At 31.0% G+C, this 17,244-nt stretch carries 28 protein-coding genes; 17 read left to right on the top strand and 11 right to left on the bottom strand.

What is annotated here, in order from left to right:
* The 10 genes from JJC05_RS04160 to JJC05_RS04115 all read right to left on the bottom strand — a co-directional run bounded on the left by JJC05_RS04160 (nucleotide 1) and on the right by JJC05_RS04115 (nucleotide 7,320).
* Complete coding sequence (locus JJC05_RS04160; RefSeq protein WP_235878304.1) at nucleotides 1–387, bottom strand: hypothetical protein; 387 nt, start codon at nucleotides 385–387, stop codon at nucleotides 1–3.
* A gap of 514 nt (nucleotides 388–901) precedes the next feature.
* On the bottom strand, nucleotides 902–1,432 hold the full coding sequence (locus JJC05_RS04155; RefSeq protein ID WP_235878303.1) for a hypothetical protein: 531 nt from the start codon (nucleotides 1,430–1,432) through the stop codon (nucleotides 902–904).
* On the bottom strand, nucleotides 1,429–2,313 hold the full coding sequence (locus JJC05_RS04150) for a nucleotidyltransferase family protein (RefSeq protein ID WP_235878302.1): 885 nt from the start codon (nucleotides 2,311–2,313) through the stop codon (nucleotides 1,429–1,431). The genes JJC05_RS04155 and JJC05_RS04150 overlap by 4 nt, the downstream gene beginning before the upstream one ends.
* Before the next feature lie 99 nt (nucleotides 2,314–2,412).
* Nucleotides 2,413–2,925 carry a hypothetical protein gene (locus JJC05_RS04145; protein ID WP_235878301.1) on the bottom strand — a complete coding sequence of 171 codons (513 nt, stop codon included), beginning with the start codon at nucleotides 2,923–2,925 and terminating at the stop codon, nucleotides 2,413–2,415.
* Nucleotides 2,925–4,358 (bottom strand): hypothetical protein, encoded by a 1,434-nt coding sequence (locus tag JJC05_RS04140; RefSeq protein WP_235878300.1) that lies wholly within the window; start codon nucleotides 4,356–4,358, stop codon nucleotides 2,925–2,927. Before JJC05_RS04140 ends, JJC05_RS04145 begins: the two co-directional genes overlap by 1 nt.
* Nucleotides 4,359–4,547: 189 nt before the next feature.
* Nucleotides 4,548–4,985: an ADP-ribosyltransferase domain-containing protein gene (locus tag JJC05_RS04135; protein ID WP_258929653.1), complete on the bottom strand. Its 438-nt coding sequence runs from the start codon at nucleotides 4,983–4,985 to the stop codon at nucleotides 4,548–4,550.
* A 200-nt stretch (nucleotides 4,986–5,185) separates the two neighbouring features.
* Nucleotides 5,186–5,635, bottom strand: a complete 450-nt coding sequence (locus JJC05_RS04130) for a hypothetical protein (RefSeq protein ID WP_235878299.1) — start codon at nucleotides 5,633–5,635, stop codon at nucleotides 5,186–5,188.
* Between the two features lie 388 nt (nucleotides 5,636–6,023).
* Nucleotides 6,024–6,296 carry an integrase core domain-containing protein gene (locus JJC05_RS04125; RefSeq protein WP_258929652.1) on the bottom strand — a complete coding sequence of 91 codons (273 nt, stop codon included), beginning with the start codon at nucleotides 6,294–6,296 and terminating at the stop codon, nucleotides 6,024–6,026.
* Between the two features lie 80 nt (nucleotides 6,297–6,376).
* Nucleotides 6,377–6,931 carry a DDE-type integrase/transposase/recombinase gene (locus JJC05_RS04120; RefSeq protein WP_235878262.1) on the bottom strand — a complete coding sequence of 185 codons (555 nt, stop codon included), beginning with the start codon at nucleotides 6,929–6,931 and terminating at the stop codon, nucleotides 6,377–6,379.
* A gap of 8 nt (nucleotides 6,932–6,939) precedes the next feature.
* Complete coding sequence (locus JJC05_RS04115) at nucleotides 6,940–7,320, bottom strand: mediator of RNA polymerase II transcription subunit 21 (protein WP_127823440.1); 381 nt, start codon at nucleotides 7,318–7,320, stop codon at nucleotides 6,940–6,942.
* A 12-nt stretch (nucleotides 7,321–7,332) separates the two neighbouring features.
* Here JJC05_RS04115 and JJC05_RS04110 point away from each other — a divergent pair, with 12 nt between their 5' ends.
* The 9 genes from JJC05_RS04110 (at nucleotide 7,333) to JJC05_RS04070 (ending at nucleotide 11,598) form a co-directional block, all read left to right on the top strand.
* Nucleotides 7,333–7,950, top strand: a complete 618-nt coding sequence (locus JJC05_RS04110; protein WP_235878295.1) for a hypothetical protein — start codon at nucleotides 7,333–7,335, stop codon at nucleotides 7,948–7,950.
* A gap of 76 nt (nucleotides 7,951–8,026) precedes the next feature.
* Nucleotides 8,027–8,278: a hypothetical protein gene (locus tag JJC05_RS04105; RefSeq protein WP_235878294.1), complete on the top strand. Its 252-nt coding sequence runs from the start codon at nucleotides 8,027–8,029 to the stop codon at nucleotides 8,276–8,278.
* Nucleotides 8,275–8,910 (top strand): hypothetical protein, encoded by a 636-nt coding sequence (locus JJC05_RS04100; RefSeq protein WP_235878292.1) that lies wholly within the window; start codon nucleotides 8,275–8,277, stop codon nucleotides 8,908–8,910. Before JJC05_RS04105 ends, JJC05_RS04100 begins: the two co-directional genes overlap by 4 nt.
* Before the next feature lie 394 nt (nucleotides 8,911–9,304).
* Nucleotides 9,305–10,009 (top strand): hypothetical protein, encoded by a 705-nt coding sequence (locus JJC05_RS04095; RefSeq protein WP_235878290.1) that lies wholly within the window; start codon nucleotides 9,305–9,307, stop codon nucleotides 10,007–10,009.
* Nucleotide 10,010: 1 nt separating this feature from the next.
* On the top strand, nucleotides 10,011–10,523 hold the full coding sequence (locus JJC05_RS04090) for a hypothetical protein (RefSeq protein ID WP_235878288.1): 513 nt from the start codon (nucleotides 10,011–10,013) through the stop codon (nucleotides 10,521–10,523).
* Nucleotides 10,510–10,716 carry a hypothetical protein gene (locus JJC05_RS04085; RefSeq protein WP_235878285.1) on the top strand — a complete coding sequence of 69 codons (207 nt, stop codon included), beginning with the start codon at nucleotides 10,510–10,512 and terminating at the stop codon, nucleotides 10,714–10,716. Before JJC05_RS04090 ends, JJC05_RS04085 begins: the two co-directional genes overlap by 14 nt.
* A complete protein-coding gene (locus JJC05_RS04080) occupies nucleotides 10,646–10,918 on the top strand; it encodes a hypothetical protein (RefSeq protein WP_235878281.1) in 273 nt (90 codons plus the stop codon). Before JJC05_RS04085 ends, JJC05_RS04080 begins: the two co-directional genes overlap by 71 nt.
* Nucleotides 10,816–11,136, top strand: a complete 321-nt coding sequence (locus tag JJC05_RS04075; RefSeq protein WP_235878800.1) for a deaminase domain-containing protein — start codon at nucleotides 10,816–10,818, stop codon at nucleotides 11,134–11,136. The genes JJC05_RS04080 and JJC05_RS04075 overlap by 103 nt, the downstream gene beginning before the upstream one ends.
* A 9-nt stretch (nucleotides 11,137–11,145) precedes the next feature.
* Nucleotides 11,146–11,598: an SMI1/KNR4 family protein gene (locus JJC05_RS04070; protein WP_235878279.1), complete on the top strand. Its 453-nt coding sequence runs from the start codon at nucleotides 11,146–11,148 to the stop codon at nucleotides 11,596–11,598.
* Nucleotides 11,599–11,757: 159 nt separating this feature from the next.
* Here the strand turns inward: JJC05_RS04070 and JJC05_RS04065 are convergent, their stop codons facing one another.
* On the bottom strand, nucleotides 11,758–11,985 hold the full coding sequence (locus JJC05_RS04065; RefSeq protein WP_235878799.1) for a transposase: 228 nt from the start codon (nucleotides 11,983–11,985) through the stop codon (nucleotides 11,758–11,760).
* Between the two features lie 135 nt (nucleotides 11,986–12,120).
* Between JJC05_RS04065 and JJC05_RS04060 the strand changes: the two genes are divergently transcribed.
* The 8 genes from JJC05_RS04060 (at nucleotide 12,121) to JJC05_RS04030 (ending at nucleotide 16,757) form a co-directional block, all read left to right on the top strand.
* The gene (locus JJC05_RS04060; protein ID WP_235878277.1) at nucleotides 12,121–12,687 is read left to right on the top strand and encodes an REP-associated tyrosine transposase; all 567 of its coding nucleotides are present in this window, start codon (nucleotides 12,121–12,123) and stop codon (nucleotides 12,685–12,687) included.
* A 50-nt stretch (nucleotides 12,688–12,737) separates the two neighbouring features.
* Complete coding sequence (locus tag JJC05_RS04055; protein ID WP_235878275.1) at nucleotides 12,738–13,412, top strand: DNA/RNA non-specific endonuclease; 675 nt, start codon at nucleotides 12,738–12,740, stop codon at nucleotides 13,410–13,412.
* A 2-nt stretch (nucleotides 13,413–13,414) separates the two neighbouring features.
* The gene (locus JJC05_RS04050) at nucleotides 13,415–14,113 is read left to right on the top strand and encodes a hypothetical protein (protein ID WP_235878273.1); all 699 of its coding nucleotides are present in this window, start codon (nucleotides 13,415–13,417) and stop codon (nucleotides 14,111–14,113) included.
* 81 nt (nucleotides 14,114–14,194) lie between these two features.
* Nucleotides 14,195–14,575 (top strand): mediator of RNA polymerase II transcription subunit 21, encoded by a 381-nt coding sequence (locus JJC05_RS04045; protein WP_127823440.1) that lies wholly within the window; start codon nucleotides 14,195–14,197, stop codon nucleotides 14,573–14,575.
* A 201-nt stretch (nucleotides 14,576–14,776) separates the two neighbouring features.
* Nucleotides 14,777–15,199, top strand: a complete 423-nt coding sequence (locus JJC05_RS04040; protein ID WP_258929484.1) for a hypothetical protein — start codon at nucleotides 14,777–14,779, stop codon at nucleotides 15,197–15,199.
* Nucleotides 15,193–15,312 carry a hypothetical protein gene (locus JJC05_RS16645; protein WP_309597460.1) on the top strand — a complete coding sequence of 40 codons (120 nt, stop codon included), beginning with the start codon at nucleotides 15,193–15,195 and terminating at the stop codon, nucleotides 15,310–15,312. Before JJC05_RS04040 ends, JJC05_RS16645 begins: the two co-directional genes overlap by 7 nt.
* Nucleotide 15,313: 1 nt before the next feature.
* Nucleotides 15,314–15,643 carry a hypothetical protein gene (locus JJC05_RS04035; RefSeq protein WP_235878271.1) on the top strand — a complete coding sequence of 110 codons (330 nt, stop codon included), beginning with the start codon at nucleotides 15,314–15,316 and terminating at the stop codon, nucleotides 15,641–15,643.
* 601 nt (nucleotides 15,644–16,244) lie between these two features.
* Nucleotides 16,245–16,757, top strand: a complete 513-nt coding sequence (locus JJC05_RS04030; protein WP_235878269.1) for a DUF6944 family repetitive protein — start codon at nucleotides 16,245–16,247, stop codon at nucleotides 16,755–16,757.
* Nucleotides 16,758–17,244 lie beyond the last annotated feature (487 nt).

Raw genomic sequence — 17,244 nt, 5'->3', positions numbered from 1 at the left:
TTATTTTTCTTCATAACTCCAAACTCCAGCTATTTTGCATACAAAACGATTCGGATTAGGTTCACCCAAACCAAAAATAATTAGATTTTTTTGTGAACAAAATTCACATTCTTTAGTGATATAACGAGAGGAATACAACGTTATATCCACAACTAATTCACCTGTAGCATTCTTAATTAACATTTTATGATTCAAAATATCCTCTTCTGTTAGTATCTGCTTTTTTACAAGTTCATTAACATCGCTTGAGATTTGAAAAAAATCAATACTTACTTTGTTTGATGAATTACAATTGGAACAATAATAATTAAAAACGGCAGGTTTTTGATCGTGATTTTCAAACAATTTGATATTTGTTTCAAGTTTTTTTAGGATTCTTATTTTCATTTTCATCTAAAAATCTATTTTGTACAAATTGGTAATTTTCTTTCAGTTAATAACAACCAAGAGTCTATAACATCATCTGCATCTGTTTTAATTAATTTAAGCATTTCGGTATTCCCTGCTACATCTTTCACAAACAATTTGATTTCATCCTCAGAAATCCCTTTTGTCTTTAATTTAGATAAAACTTCTGAAGAAAGTTCAAAAACCCCTGCTCCCGCGCGAATCCTTTCGCGTGGTATTTACATTTTAAAAAACTGAAAAACACAAATATCTCCCAGTAATCCTCTTTCTCCAGAATAATCGACTGCACTACTATATTTGTAATCTTCAGGTCTAAACACTATCTCTTCTGCAACTGGATTATTGTGAATGTAATCAATTTTTTGTTTGATTACTTCAAGTTGCTAGTTGATTATTTTTATCATTTATTACTGCCACGCGAAAGGATTCGCGCGGGAGCGGGGGAAAGACACCCTCTCAAACGCTCTTAATTTTGCTAAGTAGCTTATAGTACTTATAAAAAACTAGAAGAACCTTTGTACAAGTCTAAATTTACCTCTTTGATGGAATTAATGTCCTTAACGTACTCACCGATACTAAAATCAAAAATATTATCAATTTTCCCATTAGTATCATATTCAAATGCATAAAGTAAAGCACCACTTTTATAAAAAAATTTTTGAACCATCGAGTTGTTGTTCTCTACAAAGTTGGTTTTTATATAAACAGCATTATTATCAATATATTCGATTTCTCCGAAAGAATTTAAAGAACCTTTAATATATGTTTTAAAATTTTCTTTTTTTAAACCACCCAGTATTCTTTTATCATAGTGAAAAGTGGTAATTTCTGCCAAAAAAACATTATGCCTACTAATTACTGATTCATTTTCAATTTCGTACTCTATACATACCAACTTATTATCATCGTACTTTTTGGTTTCTATAAAATCATCTCCAATATTAACTTCTTTAAAATTTGCATGCTCTTTAATTTTATCGAACGCAATTTCATTCCCGTTAGTATCTATATATTTTTTTATCATTTTAGATCTAGATAAGGTTTAATATCGAAGCCCTTTCCTTTGATTATTATGGAAACATCAGCAGTAGTAGCAGTTGAACTACCAAGTACTTTTCTAGCTTCATAAAAATCATTCATAAATGAAGTATAGGGTTCTATTCTATCAAAATAAAACGCATTAACCTTCCCTTTACTTATTTCCGTCTCTAAATTCTTTATAAGATTATCTCCTGCTAACCACGGGGATCTTTTTCTTATTGCATCTTTCATTTTATTAGTTAACACAGCAAAATCATTTTCATTCATAAATATTGCCACATCAATATCTTTAGCATTAGGAGTTCTTAAAGCAGAACCTTGAATTTTTATATCATTACTAATTATGCCGTAATCTGAAAGCTGCTTCTTTAGTTTAGAACTAAACTCAGTAAAATTCTCTAAAGAGTTAAAAGTATAAGGATGTCCGTTTTTCAAAACAACATTTACGTAGTTATCCATTTGTTGCATTAACTCTACAGCATCAATACGTTTTGCATCCCTACAACTAATAAATAACATATCATCAATAATATCATCTGTAAGATTTAGTGATTTACCCTTATTTATTATTTGTGTTATTTCTGCGTCAGTATGTTTCAATGCAAATCCTGTAGAACCTTGAACCCTTGTAACAAGCTTATTTTTAAAGGTAGATAGCCAGTTCCCCGCCCCAGTAACATTTTTCCATTTGCTATACCCCCCAGCATTTTTTATAGCCTGATAATTATCTTCTACTTCTTTTAAAACTTTCGCATTAGTTTTTTCTAATGATTTCTCTTCTAAAAGCAAGTGCCAAGCATCAAAGACTTTATCTGTATCATCAGCTTTTGAAGCATAATCTCGCAACTCTTTTGAGGCATACAAATCATTTTCAAAAGACTTTTTACTGTTTCACATTGAGTAAAGCCATAAAAAGAATTTAAGAAAGCAAATAATAATATAATACTTTTTAAATATTTCATTTTAAAATTCTCCTTTTATTTTTTTCATAATATTTTCAGGTAATTCAGGGTTTTCCCAAATTCCATGAATATAGGTTACATCTTCCCCTCTCGCATCTTCTCCTGTACTACGTGGTTGATAATCAAATTGCCAACGCTTTGACTTAATAATAATGTATTCCTTTTCTAAATTTGACAGCACCCATGATAAATATACAATTGAAAATCTATCATCATTTGAAATTTTAGCGAGTTTATATCCTGAAGATTCTCTTTTAATAATTTCAAAACTAAAAATATTAGACAGATAAACTAACTCTTCTTCTGTAAAATTTAATTTCAAATTCCCACTAGGATTAAACGTTAATAACTTAGATCTTTGCTTTTTTGCATTCTCATACAAAGAATAATTATCAATAAATATTTCTGGTCTAATCAATTCCTGTTTTATAGTACAAAACCCTCTAATTTGATTTTCAACAGAGGAATGTGCATCATTTTTTTGAATACAATAAAATTCTTCAATTTTTTTCATTAATTACAATCTATATTTTTATTCATTACTTTTTTAACTGATTCCCTAGTATCCTCAATCAAATGTGTCCAATTCTTACCCGAACCCAATCTTGATTGTTGAATAATATCTATTTTATCCTCTATTGCACTAAATTTCATTCCTTTCAAACGAACTTGTGTAGCACCACCCATTACCTTTTTACCTGCTTTTGTTTTCCATGGAATAGCCGGACCTACATCAAAAGTGACTCCTTCAGAATTTTTCAATCTAAATTTAAAATAATATGTTCCTTCTTCCAAATCATCCATCAAAGCCCTTGCGTCGTAGGTAAAAACATTATCAATTTGATTATATGCAGAATTCTTTACAGGACTTGCAAATCCTCCACCTAGCATATCTTGTTCTTCACCTCTTAACTTAGTTTGAAATCTATCAAAAAAAACAGTGCCAATTTCTGTTTTTATTTGTTCTCCAGTAACCGTTTTCTCTATTTTGTAAAATCCATCATATGGAGGCCATCCACCATTAATTAACTTATTAGGATTCGCGTGAAAATAATCAAACAAATCATCCCACTTCTCAGCACCCCATAATTCAAAAGCTTTTGCTCTTTGTGCAATAGTTGAATTATATTGCATAGTTCCTTCAAATGTATCAAAATCGACCGTATTACCTCTAAATTTCTGCTTCCAAACTTTTTTAATTTGCATTAAATCATCAATTGATAATTTTTCTGAAGCTCCATATTTTTTCCAAATTTCTAATACATTTTCATCTTGAATTTTCCTTATGATTTCTTCTGTTGCATTTGCAAAATCGTCTAAAAATTTTACTTTTAAATCTCCTAGTTCATCAATCCCATCTTTTAAAACTTTAAATTCAGGCTTAGATAAAATTTTAACAATTGAGTTATTCCCAACTACTATATCACCCTTTTTTATCTTATCAATTGCCTTTTCAATTTTATTAGCCAAAACAACATTATCCATTTTGGAGAAAGCTGATAAATCTTTTTCTAATAATTTTACAATAACCGTACGTGTGTCCTTAGACAATAAACTAAGCTGTTCCGTACTCAAATTTTTCAATACAAAATCAGCATATTCATCGGTAGCTTTTTCAACTTTCCCTGCGTCAGCAAGATATTCACTTTTAATAATATCATTAATTGGTGATTTTATTAAATACTTAGATTTCACCACTAAATCCACAGCTGATATACCTCCAGTAATTAAACTAGTTTTATTGAAAAACTCGGCCAAAGCAGGATTATCTTCTCTAAATGCAGTACCTGCCATACTACTTACCGAACTGATTTTATCAGCATAAAATAAAACCCTACCCAGTTTAGTAAATTGGGTAGCTGGAATAGCAAGCGACAAAACATCAAGACTTGTTTGAATAATATCCGATTGCGTTTGCGAACTACCTACATCACTACCGTAAAGCATTAAAATAGCAGGAACTGGGAGCGGGGGAAAGGATTCGCTCGTAGTTACAATTTAAAAACTGAAAAAAACAAATATATTTTAGAAATCCTGACCACGCGAAAGGATTCGCGCGGGAGCGGGGGAAGTTCACTTTTGTCAATTAAATTAAATTCTTCATATTCTAATAGTATAATATCAAATTCATTCATATTATAACTCTTTTATTTTATATATATAAACATTATGATTTTTAGTACTTGAAACAATATCAATAAGTTCATATTGAGTGTAAGGTTTAAATAAAACTTCAGATTCTGAACTATTAATCATTTTTAAATCGACACCTGTTTTTGATTCTATTTGCCAAATTACATCTCCATTTCCAACTCTTCTAAAATCATCAGCAATAAAATCATCAATTGAACTTGAAGTAAAATGCCCTTTAAAATTAAATTTCTGTCCTTTTATTAATGTTTTCTCAAAATTAGATTCTGTTAATCCTGCACCTCTAAAAACGGTTACATTTAATTGTTTGGGTAATTTTGAACAGGCTAACATCATTAAATCTTTCATTGCTGAGTATTCCGCAGTCATAGATATTTCTCCTGCTAAAGCTTTATTGAAATTAGCGTAATAATTATCTTGAATAAATAACTTTAGAGAAGCATCTAGGGATTTTTTTAATAAATCACTTATCTTGATTTTTTATGAAAATGCAAAGATGTAAAATAGTATTACATTACTAGCTTAACGTAAACTAGGGAGACTTTGCCAGCATGCGTATCTTAAAATTATGATTAGACTTTGGTTAACAGGAGGCAGGAATAATATTTGAAGTAATAGCTTCATTATGTAAGGTTCTCCTTATCAATTTTAACCTTTAACTTTTCAAGGGCTTGGTGCATCTCTAATACCCATAAATTTGGTAGCGTTTTATCATTTTGATATATTTCTAATAATTTACTGCCATAGTCGTATAATATCTTGTCAAATAATGCTTCTTTGATAGTAGTTTCTCCTATTATATCATGCACTAAAAACATTTCCCCTGCTTGAAGTTCAGAACCTTTAACATTCTTTGCCCATGCTTTATCTTCCCAATCCATGTCTGAGTAGTTGCGAATATGAGCGTGTTCTATTCCTGTTGATAAAGACTCAGATACATGATTTATTAATTTGGGTAAACTCCATACTTTATACTGAAGAATTATAAATCGCACTACATCATTTTCGGGAATTATTGAAATATCCAATCCACCCGAAACATCTTTAGAATTAATTATTATATTATATTCCATTTCATAAAAATATCAATTGACTTCAAAATAAAAAGTGGATACTTTTCCATCTTTAAAATAGCCTTCAATTTTATATCCCTCAGGTGTTACACCATTAAATTTATATGGGACAGTACCATTATTCTTATTTGCTGCGTCCTGCAATGCATCTTTCAGAACTTTTTCTAATTTAGCATCAGACCATACTATAGGGTCATAAATAGTTTTTACGTAATCCTCTGTTGTATTAACACCTTTGGTGCCACCAGTAGTATAGCCTTTATTTACATCAACACCATTGATTTTTTGTGTAAATTTTCCATCGGTAGAAGGAACTGTCTCGTCCTAAAATAAGTTTACATGTTTATACTTAATCCTAAAATATATTTACAACTCATTTTTAGTCCTACTATTGGTTTACAATAATAGGACTTTTTATATAATAATTCTTCCATAATTTTTCTGTTTTTATATTGTTATGGTGTACTTGATTTGGAGTTAGATTTCCTATACTCATATGAGGTCTTTCATTATTATATAAATCAACAACAGCTTCCAATAAATCGCTAGCTTCTTCTATGCTATCAACTTGATAATCATTTAGATATTCTTCTTTTATAATTCCGTTAATTCTTTCTGCAATGGCATTTTCTAATGGATCTCCATTTTCTGTCATACTTATTGCTATATTATTATTTTCTAAAAGTTTTACATATTCACTGCTACAATACTGAGTTCCTCTATCAGAGTGATGTATTAATTCTAATTCTTTTTTTCAATTGAAATACCTGATATTGCCATTTTTAAAGCTTCGATTGTTTGTGATGTTTGTAAACTATCTCCTAAATGAAATCCTATAATTTTTCTAGAATATGCATCAGTAATAAAACTTATATAAACAAAAACTCCTTTAATCTTCCAATAAGTTATGGCGCTTACCCATAATTGATTAGGAGCATTAGGAACATACTCTTTTATAAGATTTGGATACCTCTTAAATCTATGGGAGGAATTTGTGGTTATTGTTTGTTTTTTTCTGCGTTTAACTAGTAGATAATTAGCTGATAACACATCAAAAAGCCTGTCTCTACCCATTTTTATTTGATGTTCTAGTAGAAATGGTTGTAATAACTCATATAGTTTTCTACCTCCCATATGACGATGATTTTTTCTTATTTTTAAAACCTCAGAAACAATTAGTTCATCTTCAAAAACGTATTGCTCTTGATGCCAAAAGTGTTGATAATATGCTTGTCGTGTTACACCAAGTAATCGGCAAAATATGCCTAAACCAATCTTAGGGTGGTGGTTTTTCATCTCCTGAATTACTTGGTATTGGACTTTTTTACAATATTGATTTTAAACTCTTTTTCAGCAATTTCTATCATTCTACGATAAGCCTCAGCTAAAAGTTTTGCTTCTTGAAGTTCTTTTTCAAGTTCAGTAATCGACTTTTGAGAGTCTTTTTCGTTTGTGTTGATTTTAACTGATTTCATATCAGGTAAAGATACAATTCTTGTTTTTAAAACATCAAAACCTCTTTCTCTTAACCAATAAGTAAGTCGACCATTACCAAGATTATGCTTTAACTCAACTTCTTTTTTGGTCATTGAACCAGTTAGATAATCATTACAAACAAATCTTTTAAATTCTTCTGAATATCTTGATTGCCACTTTGTAGAATATTCTACTGAATATCTTTCCATAATTTTACACTTTTGTGTAAACTTATTTTAGGACGAGACACCTCAGATCAAGTAGCTTTAAGTTTACATGCTTTAGATGATGGTAAGTTTTTATGGGACAATAAACCCGTTAGTCCAGAAGAATTAGCGGAATATTTAACTAAAAAACTGGATCCAAAAATAAAAGGAATTGTACTTTTGTCATGTAATGATTTAGCCAGTGCCAAAGCGCTTGCCCAAGCTACTGGCAAAAATGTTTATACCACTGATGGTGCTATAACGATCTTTGAAAATGGTATAAAACGTGCTGATAATACCAAATGGTATGAAGTGTCACCAGAAGGTACGGCAACAGAACTATCTTCTCCGCCTGTTAAAGAATGTTCGACTTGTACAGGTGAAGGGGTTGAGATGGGAGTTGTTGGATTAGGGAAAAGTGATAAATTGTTAGATTTATTTTTTAAATCTAAATTAGGAAGTTGGACACGGAAAGTAATTCAAAATAAAAAATGGGTCGATTTTATTGATGAAAGTGGTGTTCCGTCTGCTTCAGAAATAGACCAATTAGAGGCATTGGGAGAAAAACTTCAGAAAAGAATGATTGGTCTAGAAAAATCACCCAATAATAATACTCCATTCCCTCGGAATTGATGGCATAATTGATGGAGGAAATCCATTATCATTAAAAACTGCGGTACCGGGTAAAGAGGGAATAAGATTAAGAGAAATGGTTAATAAAGCTAATGAATTAAATAATGGAAATGTAGCTGGACATTCAGAATGGGCGGGCTCGCTTAATAATAAAATAGATGGTATGATTACAACTAGTCAAAGCACAAAGAGTTATGTAAAACAAAGATGGGAGGCTGTACTTTCTGACCAAAGTGTTAATTCTAGCATCATTGACAATTTATATATTGAAGCTAGTGACGGATGGTTAAAATGGAGTAGTAAAACTAATAGTTGGATAGAGTTATGAAATTAAATAAACATATATATCATAATATGATATGTGCTTTTGATATAGAAATATTCAGCAATATGTATTTTCTTGAAAACAATTTACAACAAAGTGATTTTGTTAAAATTCTAATTTTGTTGAATAAGTATTACCCGTCATATACGTATAATAAAGGTAGCTTAAATGCAAATAAAAATTGTCATCAAGGGATGAAATGGGAAGAAATTGTCCTTAATAACTATTCATTAGAAGGCAACACATATATTGACTTATATTTTAATATCCCTATTTTTATTCAGACAGAGAATCAAATTGAAATATTGTACACAACAGAGAATGGCGTAGGAATAACATTAGAAAAGGATGAACGGTTTGGTTTTGTTTTTATTTTGAATATTTATCCTAATGTTTTTCTTAATAAAAACTATTATAGTGTATTTGATCTAGATAAGCACAAATGGAATGAAGTTTGCATTGATCAAACATTAGCAGCTATAGAGAACAGGAAAATACTAACTGGTTTTCTAAAAGAATTAGAGGCTTTATTAAAAGTAGAAATTAGTCATTATGAATCACTCAAATTCGATAAAGACTATATTAATAAATATGGTTTTAATGATAATGTAGCTTTAGAAGGCACTATAACATAAACTGTGTAAGTATAAAAAATAATGAGGTTTTACCCCAGCTGGCTCTAGCGTCCCCCGCTCCCGCGCGAATCCTTTCGCGTGGCAGTAATAAATGATAAAAATAATCAACTAGCAACTTGAAGTAATCAAACAAAAAATTGATTACATTCATAACAATCCAGTTGCGGAAGGAATAGTGTTTAGACCTGAAGATTACAAATATAGTAGTGCAGTCGATTATTCTGGAGAAAGAGGATTACTGGAAGATATTTGTGTTCTTCAGTTTTTTAAATTGTAAATACCACGCGAAAGGATTCGCGCGGGAGCGGGGAAGATGTAACCTATATTCATGGAATTTGGGAAAACCCTGAACTACCTGAAAATATTATGAAAAAAATAAAAGGAGAATTTTAAAATGAAATATTTAAAAAATATTATATTATTATTTGTTTTCTTAAATTCTTTTTATGGCTTTACTCAATGTGAAACAGTAAAAAGTCTTTTTGAAAATGACTTGTATGCCTCAAAAGAGTTGCGAGATTATGCTTCAAAAGCTGATGATCCTGATAAAGTTTTTGATGCTTGGCACTTGCTTTTAGAAGAGAAATCATTAGAAAAAACTAATGCGAAAGTTTTAAAAGAAGTAGAAGATAATTATCAGGCTATAAAAAATGCTGGGGGGTATAGCAAATGGAAAAATGTTACTGGGGCGGGGAGAACTCTTTCTGAAATGCGAAATTCAGTTGATGAATGGGTTAGACTTCAACGACATTTGACTACTTCTAACAACCAATTAAGAGAATTTAATACTGCAACAATTCTATACAATAAAGCAACAGGCAAATATTACTATGGAGCTAACAGAGGAATATTTGTAAGCGGTGCAGAAATCCATTCAACTTTAGCTGGAAAACTTCCCGAAACTTCAACTAATAATGCCTACAAACTTGGGAATTGTGCGGAATGCGATGCGGTGAATCAAGCATTACATGACGGTGCAAATTGGGGAGATTTACAAATGCATACAATAGGTGTTCAATGGAATACTGGGGCCACTTTTCCAAAACCTTTGTGCTCAAATTGTGAAGTGACTTTTGTAGGAATTGAAATAATACAATAAAATGAAAGAAATAATAGAGAAAATATCGCTTAGAGCAAGAGTTGCATTCATTATTTTATGCATGGAAAAATCTGTTAAAAATATTGGCTACAATGTTTCATGGGATAAGGTATTTAAAATTTTTTGGTTACAAACAAACATTAAATTTGTTGATGAGTGGCTTTATGAAGTTTCGAAAATTATGCCTGAAAGTATATTAGAAGATGAATACGAAGAGAATATTACAATCACTTTAGAGGACTACTTTGAACTTAAAAAATTATACAAGAATACTCCTAAATTTATATTTGATTTAATGGAATTAGCATTTGAGTGTGGTACAATTGATTTGTATGGAGAAATTGAAAATAATTCAGATAAAACTATGCAATCTGTGTTGCGTTGTATTGAAATTATGTACAATAACAATATTGAATTGCCCAATATTGATTTATTGAAAAAGTATTCAATTAGTGAAAATCGTGGTTGGGGGAGAGAATTTACAAAAGAGCAAATTTTCAATGAAAGCAATTAGATTAATATTTCTTGCTTTAGTTCTTAAGTTACAATCTTGGACAGTTGCTATAGGAGCAGGGAGGTTAGGTGTAATAGACGATGCCATTAAATCTGTCGCCCCTTATCTTGATGGATTAAAGAATGTTGGAGTATCGGTTCGTAAAATGGCAACTGCCGAAAACAGAGGCGTTAGACTTAATAAAATCCAGTAATAATATAAAACCTGAAGTAAATATTGCTAAAGCAGAAGTTAATTTGAAGAATGGACAATCTTATACAAGCCATGCTACAAGTGGTTATCCTGATCCTAAATCAGGAAATATTTTAACAAATCCACCGGCTCTCCAAATCCAGCAAGAGGTAATTCTGTTTTTGAGCAACATACTTCAAATTGGGAAGGAAGAAGTAGAGTAAATGACACGGAAGTAAAACTTTTAGAAGAATTTGCTTTGAAGAACGGTGTAAAACCAAATACGGCTAATCAAGTATTTAACGGTGTGGAAGGAGAGATTAAACTGTACACACAATTATGCCCTTGCGGTTCATGTGCAAATGTTATTAAGGAGTTTAAAAAAATGTTCCCGAAAGTAGATTTAGAAATTATTACTACAACTTTAAAATCATTTCGTTAGATGAAGTTTATGAATTTTATAAAAATTGATAACATTACTTTAGAAATAGAAGGTTCAAAAATTCAAGCTATCGAACTTTTAGAGGCTGACTTAGGGGTTAAAATCCCTCTATCGTTAAAAGAGTATTTGTTATTAATGGGAGAGAAAACGATTTATGATGAATATGATTATCATGGAACAAAAGATATGAAATATATTCATGATTGGATTTATGAGTGGATTGATAGATACAAGCGTGAAGGCATTAAGTTATCTGAGATAGATAAAATTTTACCTTTTGATAAATTTCAAGATACATTTTTTTATGTTCCAATAGAGGAAGGTAACGAGAATCCACCTGTATATGCGTTTGATATAAACGATACACCAGTTATTAGAAAACTAAATGATAGTTTTACAGATTTTGTTTTAGAAAGATATAATAAGATAGTAAAAAGCCCAGATAGTCCGAGTATTAAGTAATCTTAGGCTCGTGCGAACTTTAAGCTCGTACCCATAATGTTGCACAACCAAATTAAGAACCACAATCAGTAGAAAGTTTGTGGTTTTTTGTTTGCCTAAAATCTAATGAGTCGGGAATATAAATTCCGGCTCACATTTTTTTTTGGGGATTAGTTTGATTTAAGCAAATAATTTTTCCAGTCTAAACAAGAAAAATTTAATATCTGTAACACCTCTAAGATTCGCTCTAAAGAGTTTTATTTTAGAATTAAAAGATTCTGCATTTGCATTAGTGCTTCTATTGTTAAAGAAGTTTATAATTGTTTCTAGATGGTTTTTAATACTATTTGAAGCAATAGTAAAATGACTAAAATTTAGAGTTCTAGTCTTTTGAATCCATTGTTCTATTTTTTTCCTTTGCTATGATTTTTGAAGTTGTTTCATATATCGCTCTAAACCCCCGCTCCCGCGCGAATCCTTTCGCGTGATCAATAAAAGCAAGCATAACTGTTTTTTTACCTTGTAAAGTATTATTTTTGATTTATGAGTCGTAATTATAAGTTTCACAACCCAGAAGGTTTATATTTTGTCAGTTTTGCAGTAATAGATTGGCTAGATGTCTTTACTAGGAATGAGTATAAAGACATAATAATAAATAGTCTTACATTTTGTCAGAAACAAAAGGGAATGGAAATAATTGCTTGGTGTATTATGACAAGTCATGTGCATTTGATTTTTAGAAGTGTAAATGGAGAGGAACCATCATCTTTACTTGGAGACTTTAAAAGATTTACAAGTAATGCTGTTGTAAAAGCAATCAAAGAAAAACCAAGAGAGAGCAGACGAGAGTTTTTATTAGAAAGTTTTAGAAAAGCTGCCAACAATTCAAGCAATGTAAAACACAGCCAGTTTTGGCGACACGATAACAAGCCCATAGAATTATGGAGTAATGAAGTAATCAAACAAAAAATTGATTACATTCATAACAATCCAGTTGCGGAAGGAATAGTGTTTAGACCTGAAGATTATAAATATAGTAGTGCAGTCGATTATTCTGGTGAAAGAGGATTGCTGGAAGATATTTGTGTTTTTCAGTTTTTTAAATTGTAAATACCACGCGAAAGGATTCGCGCGGGAGCGGGAGGTCTTTTTCTAATAATTTGAGTGATGATGTCTTACAGAATCTTGAAAATACTTTAGGAGGCACTAAGCTTGCTGAATTACTTGAAATTACCAAACAATTACCAAGTACTTGGACAATTAAAAGAATAGAAGGAAAATTAGTTTTAGTTGATAAAGAAGGAAAACAATGGGCAGAGATTCTGAATAATGAAATACGCGCTACAGCGGGGGATGCTGGACAGGGATGGAATAAATTTCTTAACGTTGCACCGCCATTGATGAAGAACTTCCGATATGTAGTTGATAATGGTAGATATGTTTTTGAAACTGATGAATTGGGAAGAGTTAATAAAGCTATAATGGAAGACATAGACTTCACTACTAGAGCAAGAAATGAAACCTATCAGCAAGAGACTAAATTAGTAAAAGATGGTTATTCAAATGATGATGGTGGGCATATTTTTAGAAATGAGTGGGGAGGACCAAGTGAGCAGATAAACTATTTTTCTCAAAGTCCTACGCAAAATAGAGCTGGAGGAGATTGGTATAATATGGAACAGGAAATATCTTCACTTAAGAGAAATAATCCTAGTTCAATATATAAAGCAGAAATGGTTTTCGTTTTTGCAGGTAGCTCAAAACGACCTATAAGTATGCGTGTAAGATTATCAGAAAATGGAGCTGTTAAGAAAAACTATTTAATTTCAAATTAATTATGGAAGAAGTATTAGTTATTATAAATAAATTTTTCAAAGAAAAAGTTTGGGATAAAATTTTAATTGAAATAAATTTTACTGAAGCAGGTGGTTATGAACCAAAACTTACAGTAATTAAATGCGGTGAAAAATATTTATGGGGAGAGTTTGAATTGTTTGACATAGCTGATATAATACATAAAAAGCAAAAAGAAATATTAGATACATCAGAAAAATTTAACAAGGCAAAAATTGAGATTTATCCCGATGGAAAATTTTTAGAACATTACTGGTGGGATTCTGGTCTACAAAAGCAAAACCTTTTAAGTTATGCACAAGTATTTTATCAATGGGCAAATGACAGAATGATGTCTATGATATTTGAGTATGAGAAAGATAATAATTTGTTACCAACACAATATGATAATGATGGAGATTTAGAATACTTGAGTTCTTGGGATGGTGGAGTGTTTACTTTTTACATTAATAAAAATAATGAATTGGAGTATAAAATAGTCCTTATCAAAGATGGAGTTGAAAGAGTCTCGGAAATGCCATTGAAAGATTATTTTATCGAAGGTGTTTTAGAGCATCATAAAATAACAAATACTGAACTTTTAGATGTTTGGAAGCCTTGGAATACGTTAATAATTAGGTCTCCTCATACAAGTATACCGTATGATACAGTGGGCGAATATGTGGAGTATAAAACTGTCTAGATGCCCGCGCTCCCGCGCGAATCCTTTCGCGTGGCAGTAATTGTCTCGTCCTAAAATAATTTTACACAAAAGTGTAAAATTATGGAAAGATATTCAGTAGAATATTCTACAAAGTGGCAATCAAGATATTCAGAAGAATTTAAAAGATTTGTTTGTAATGATTATCTAACTGGTTCAATGACCAAAAAAGAAGTTGAGTTAAAGCATAATCTTGGTAATGGTCGACTTACTTATTGGTTAAGAGAAAGAGGTTTTGATGTTTTAAAAACAAGAATTGTATCTTTACCTGATATGAAATCAGTTAAAATCAACACAAACGAAAAAGACTCTCAAAAGTCGATTACTGAACTTGAAAAAGAACTTCAAGAAGCAAAACTTTTAGCTGAGGCTTATCGTAGAATGATAGAAATTGCTGAAAAAGAGTTTAAAATCAATATTGTAAAAAAGTCCAATACCAAGTAATTCAGGAGATGAAAAACCGCACTTGCCCAAGCTACTGGTAAAAAAGTTTATACCACTGATGGTGCTATAACGATCTTTGAAAATGGTATAAAACGTGCTGATAATACCAAATGGTATGAAGTATCACCAGAAGGTACAGCAACAGAACTATCTTCTCCGCCTTTTAAAGAATGTTCGACTTGTACAGGTGAAGGGGTTGAGATGGGTAAGCCAACTAGCTTAATGGAAGGGAAAAACGTATTTAGAGGTTTTAGTTCTGATTATGCAAAAGCTAAAATAACTTTTAAGCAATTTAGAGAAGGAAGATTATATGAATTAAAAAAGCAATTCTCGGGACAACAACTTTTAGAGCAAATTCAACAGTTTGATAAAAGAAATTTAGCTTATTTTGAAGGCAAGATTGATAATGTGAATTTAGATTCAAATGATATTAAAATAAGTGGGTCTAAGTATGAAGGAGAATCTATTTTTGATGCGTATAAAGTAGATAAAGACGGTGGAATAGGAACAGATGGAGCTTGGAGTAGAGAGTTTGATACAGAATATGTAGGTTTGAGTGAAATTGCTGGCAAGTTAGGAGGTAAAAAGGACAAAAGTTTCCTAGTGTTAAAGGGCAGATTATAATTTCTTCTGAGCTCCCATATTGTATTTCTTGTCAAGGAGTAATTCAGGATTTTGCAACCATGTTTCCAAATGTAAAAGTTTATCTTGTTGATGGAATAAAAGCCGTAAAATGACATGACATATATAGATAAGGATGCAGTGCCAAACTGTAAGATAGAAGAGAAAAAGTTTGAATGGGGAGAACCTTATAATATTTATACACCTATTTTTAACTTAATAGATTTATCAAGTTCTAGATTAGAAAACTCTATAAAATTATTTGGAGAAAATAATTTTAAACATCAGCTTTTATTAATGTATAATACAATTAATAATTATGATGAATTTGAGAAGATTGTAAACTATGGAGGAGAACAGTTTAATAGAAATGCGATATTAGAATTAATTAATTCATATTTAAAAAAAATGAAAATCTGGTATCTCCTTGGGATAAATATAACATAGGTTTAGATGAGAATGACTATTTGAGATTTATTGAAGGGGAAATACAAGATAGGTTATATTATATAGCCCCCGATAGTCAAAGCATTAAGTAGTCTTAGGCTAGAGCGTGCTTCAAGCTCGGCCCCATAATATTGCGCAATCAAGTTAAGAACCCCCGTTCCCGCGCGAACAATGTCATTAAGTTAAGGGTTTTTCTCGTCCTAAAAAAAGTTTACATATTTACCCTTGATAGTCCAAGCATTAAGTAAACTTAGGCTCGTGCGAGCTTTAAGCTCGTACCCATAATATTGCACAACCAAGTTAAGAACCACAATCAGTAGAAAGCTTGTGGTTTTTGTTTGCCTAAAATCTAATGAGTCGGGAATATATATATCATAAAAAAGTGTTTATTGTATAAGTTTAACTACTGTTAATTGGCTAGATGTATTTTCAAGAGATTTGTATTTTGCAATAATAAATCTATGTTGATAAGGTATGTGGCTTGCACTAGCCGTGTTGAAAGTAAAAGAGAATTTCTCAAAAGAAGTTTAATAGTATTACTAATCTTAAAACTTCAACTGAACACCGTAATTTTCTAAATACGCATGGTAAATCTTTATATGTGCATGGTAATTTTCTAAATACGCATGGTAAAACTTTGTATGCGCATGGTAATTTTCTAAATACGCATGGTAAATCTTTGTATGTGCATGGTAATTTTCTAAATACGCATGGTAAATCTTTATATGTGCATGGTAATTTTTTAAATGCGTATGGTAATTTTCTAAATACGCATGGTAAATCTTTGTATGCGCATGGTAATTTTCTAAATACACATGGTAAATCTTTGTATGCGCATGGTAATTTTCTAAATACGCATGGTAAATCTTTGTATGCTCATGGTAATTTTCTAAATACGCATGGTAAATCTTTGTATGCTCATGGTAATTTTCTAAATACGCATGGTAAATCTTTGTATGCTCATGGTAATTTTCTAAATACACATGGTAAATCTTTGTATGCGTATGGTGATTTTCTAAATACGCATGGTAAATCTTTGAATGCGCATGGTAATTTTCTAAATACGTATGGTAAACTTCATATGAACTCTGAGGTACGGACTTCTTTTAGATGATAATGTGATTTTAAGGCTTGTTCAAGTTTCTGGCTCAAACAAACAATTAGATTAAACAATAAAAGGTTGTCAGTAAGTCCTTATAGTACAATGATAGCGCATTGTTTTTTTATGGGTTTTCAATAAACATTAACGATGCTTGTTCCTATCGAAACCTAACAGGTCTTTTAAGTCCTGTTAGTTTTTTTATTAACGTATGTTCCAAAATGGTTCTCAATACAAACGATAGTACATTGCCCTTTTAGACCCCCGCTCCCGCGCGAATCCTTTCGCGTGGCAGTAATAAAAGATAAAAATAATCAACTAGCAACTTGAAGTAATCAAACAAAAAAATGATTACATTCACAATAATCCAGTTGCGGAAGGAATAGTGTTTAGACCTGAAGATTACAAATATAGTAGTGCAGTCGATTATTCTGGATCAAGAGGATTGCTGGAAGATATTTGTGTTTTTCAGTTTTTTAAATTGTAACTGACACGCGAAAGG

This window comes from Flavobacterium davisii (assembly GCF_019565505.1).
Classification (GTDB): domain Bacteria; phylum Bacteroidota; class Bacteroidia; order Flavobacteriales; family Flavobacteriaceae; genus Flavobacterium; species Flavobacterium davisii.
Note: the sequence above shows the minus strand (reverse complement) of the source record. Positions and strands in the feature narration are given on the sequence as shown.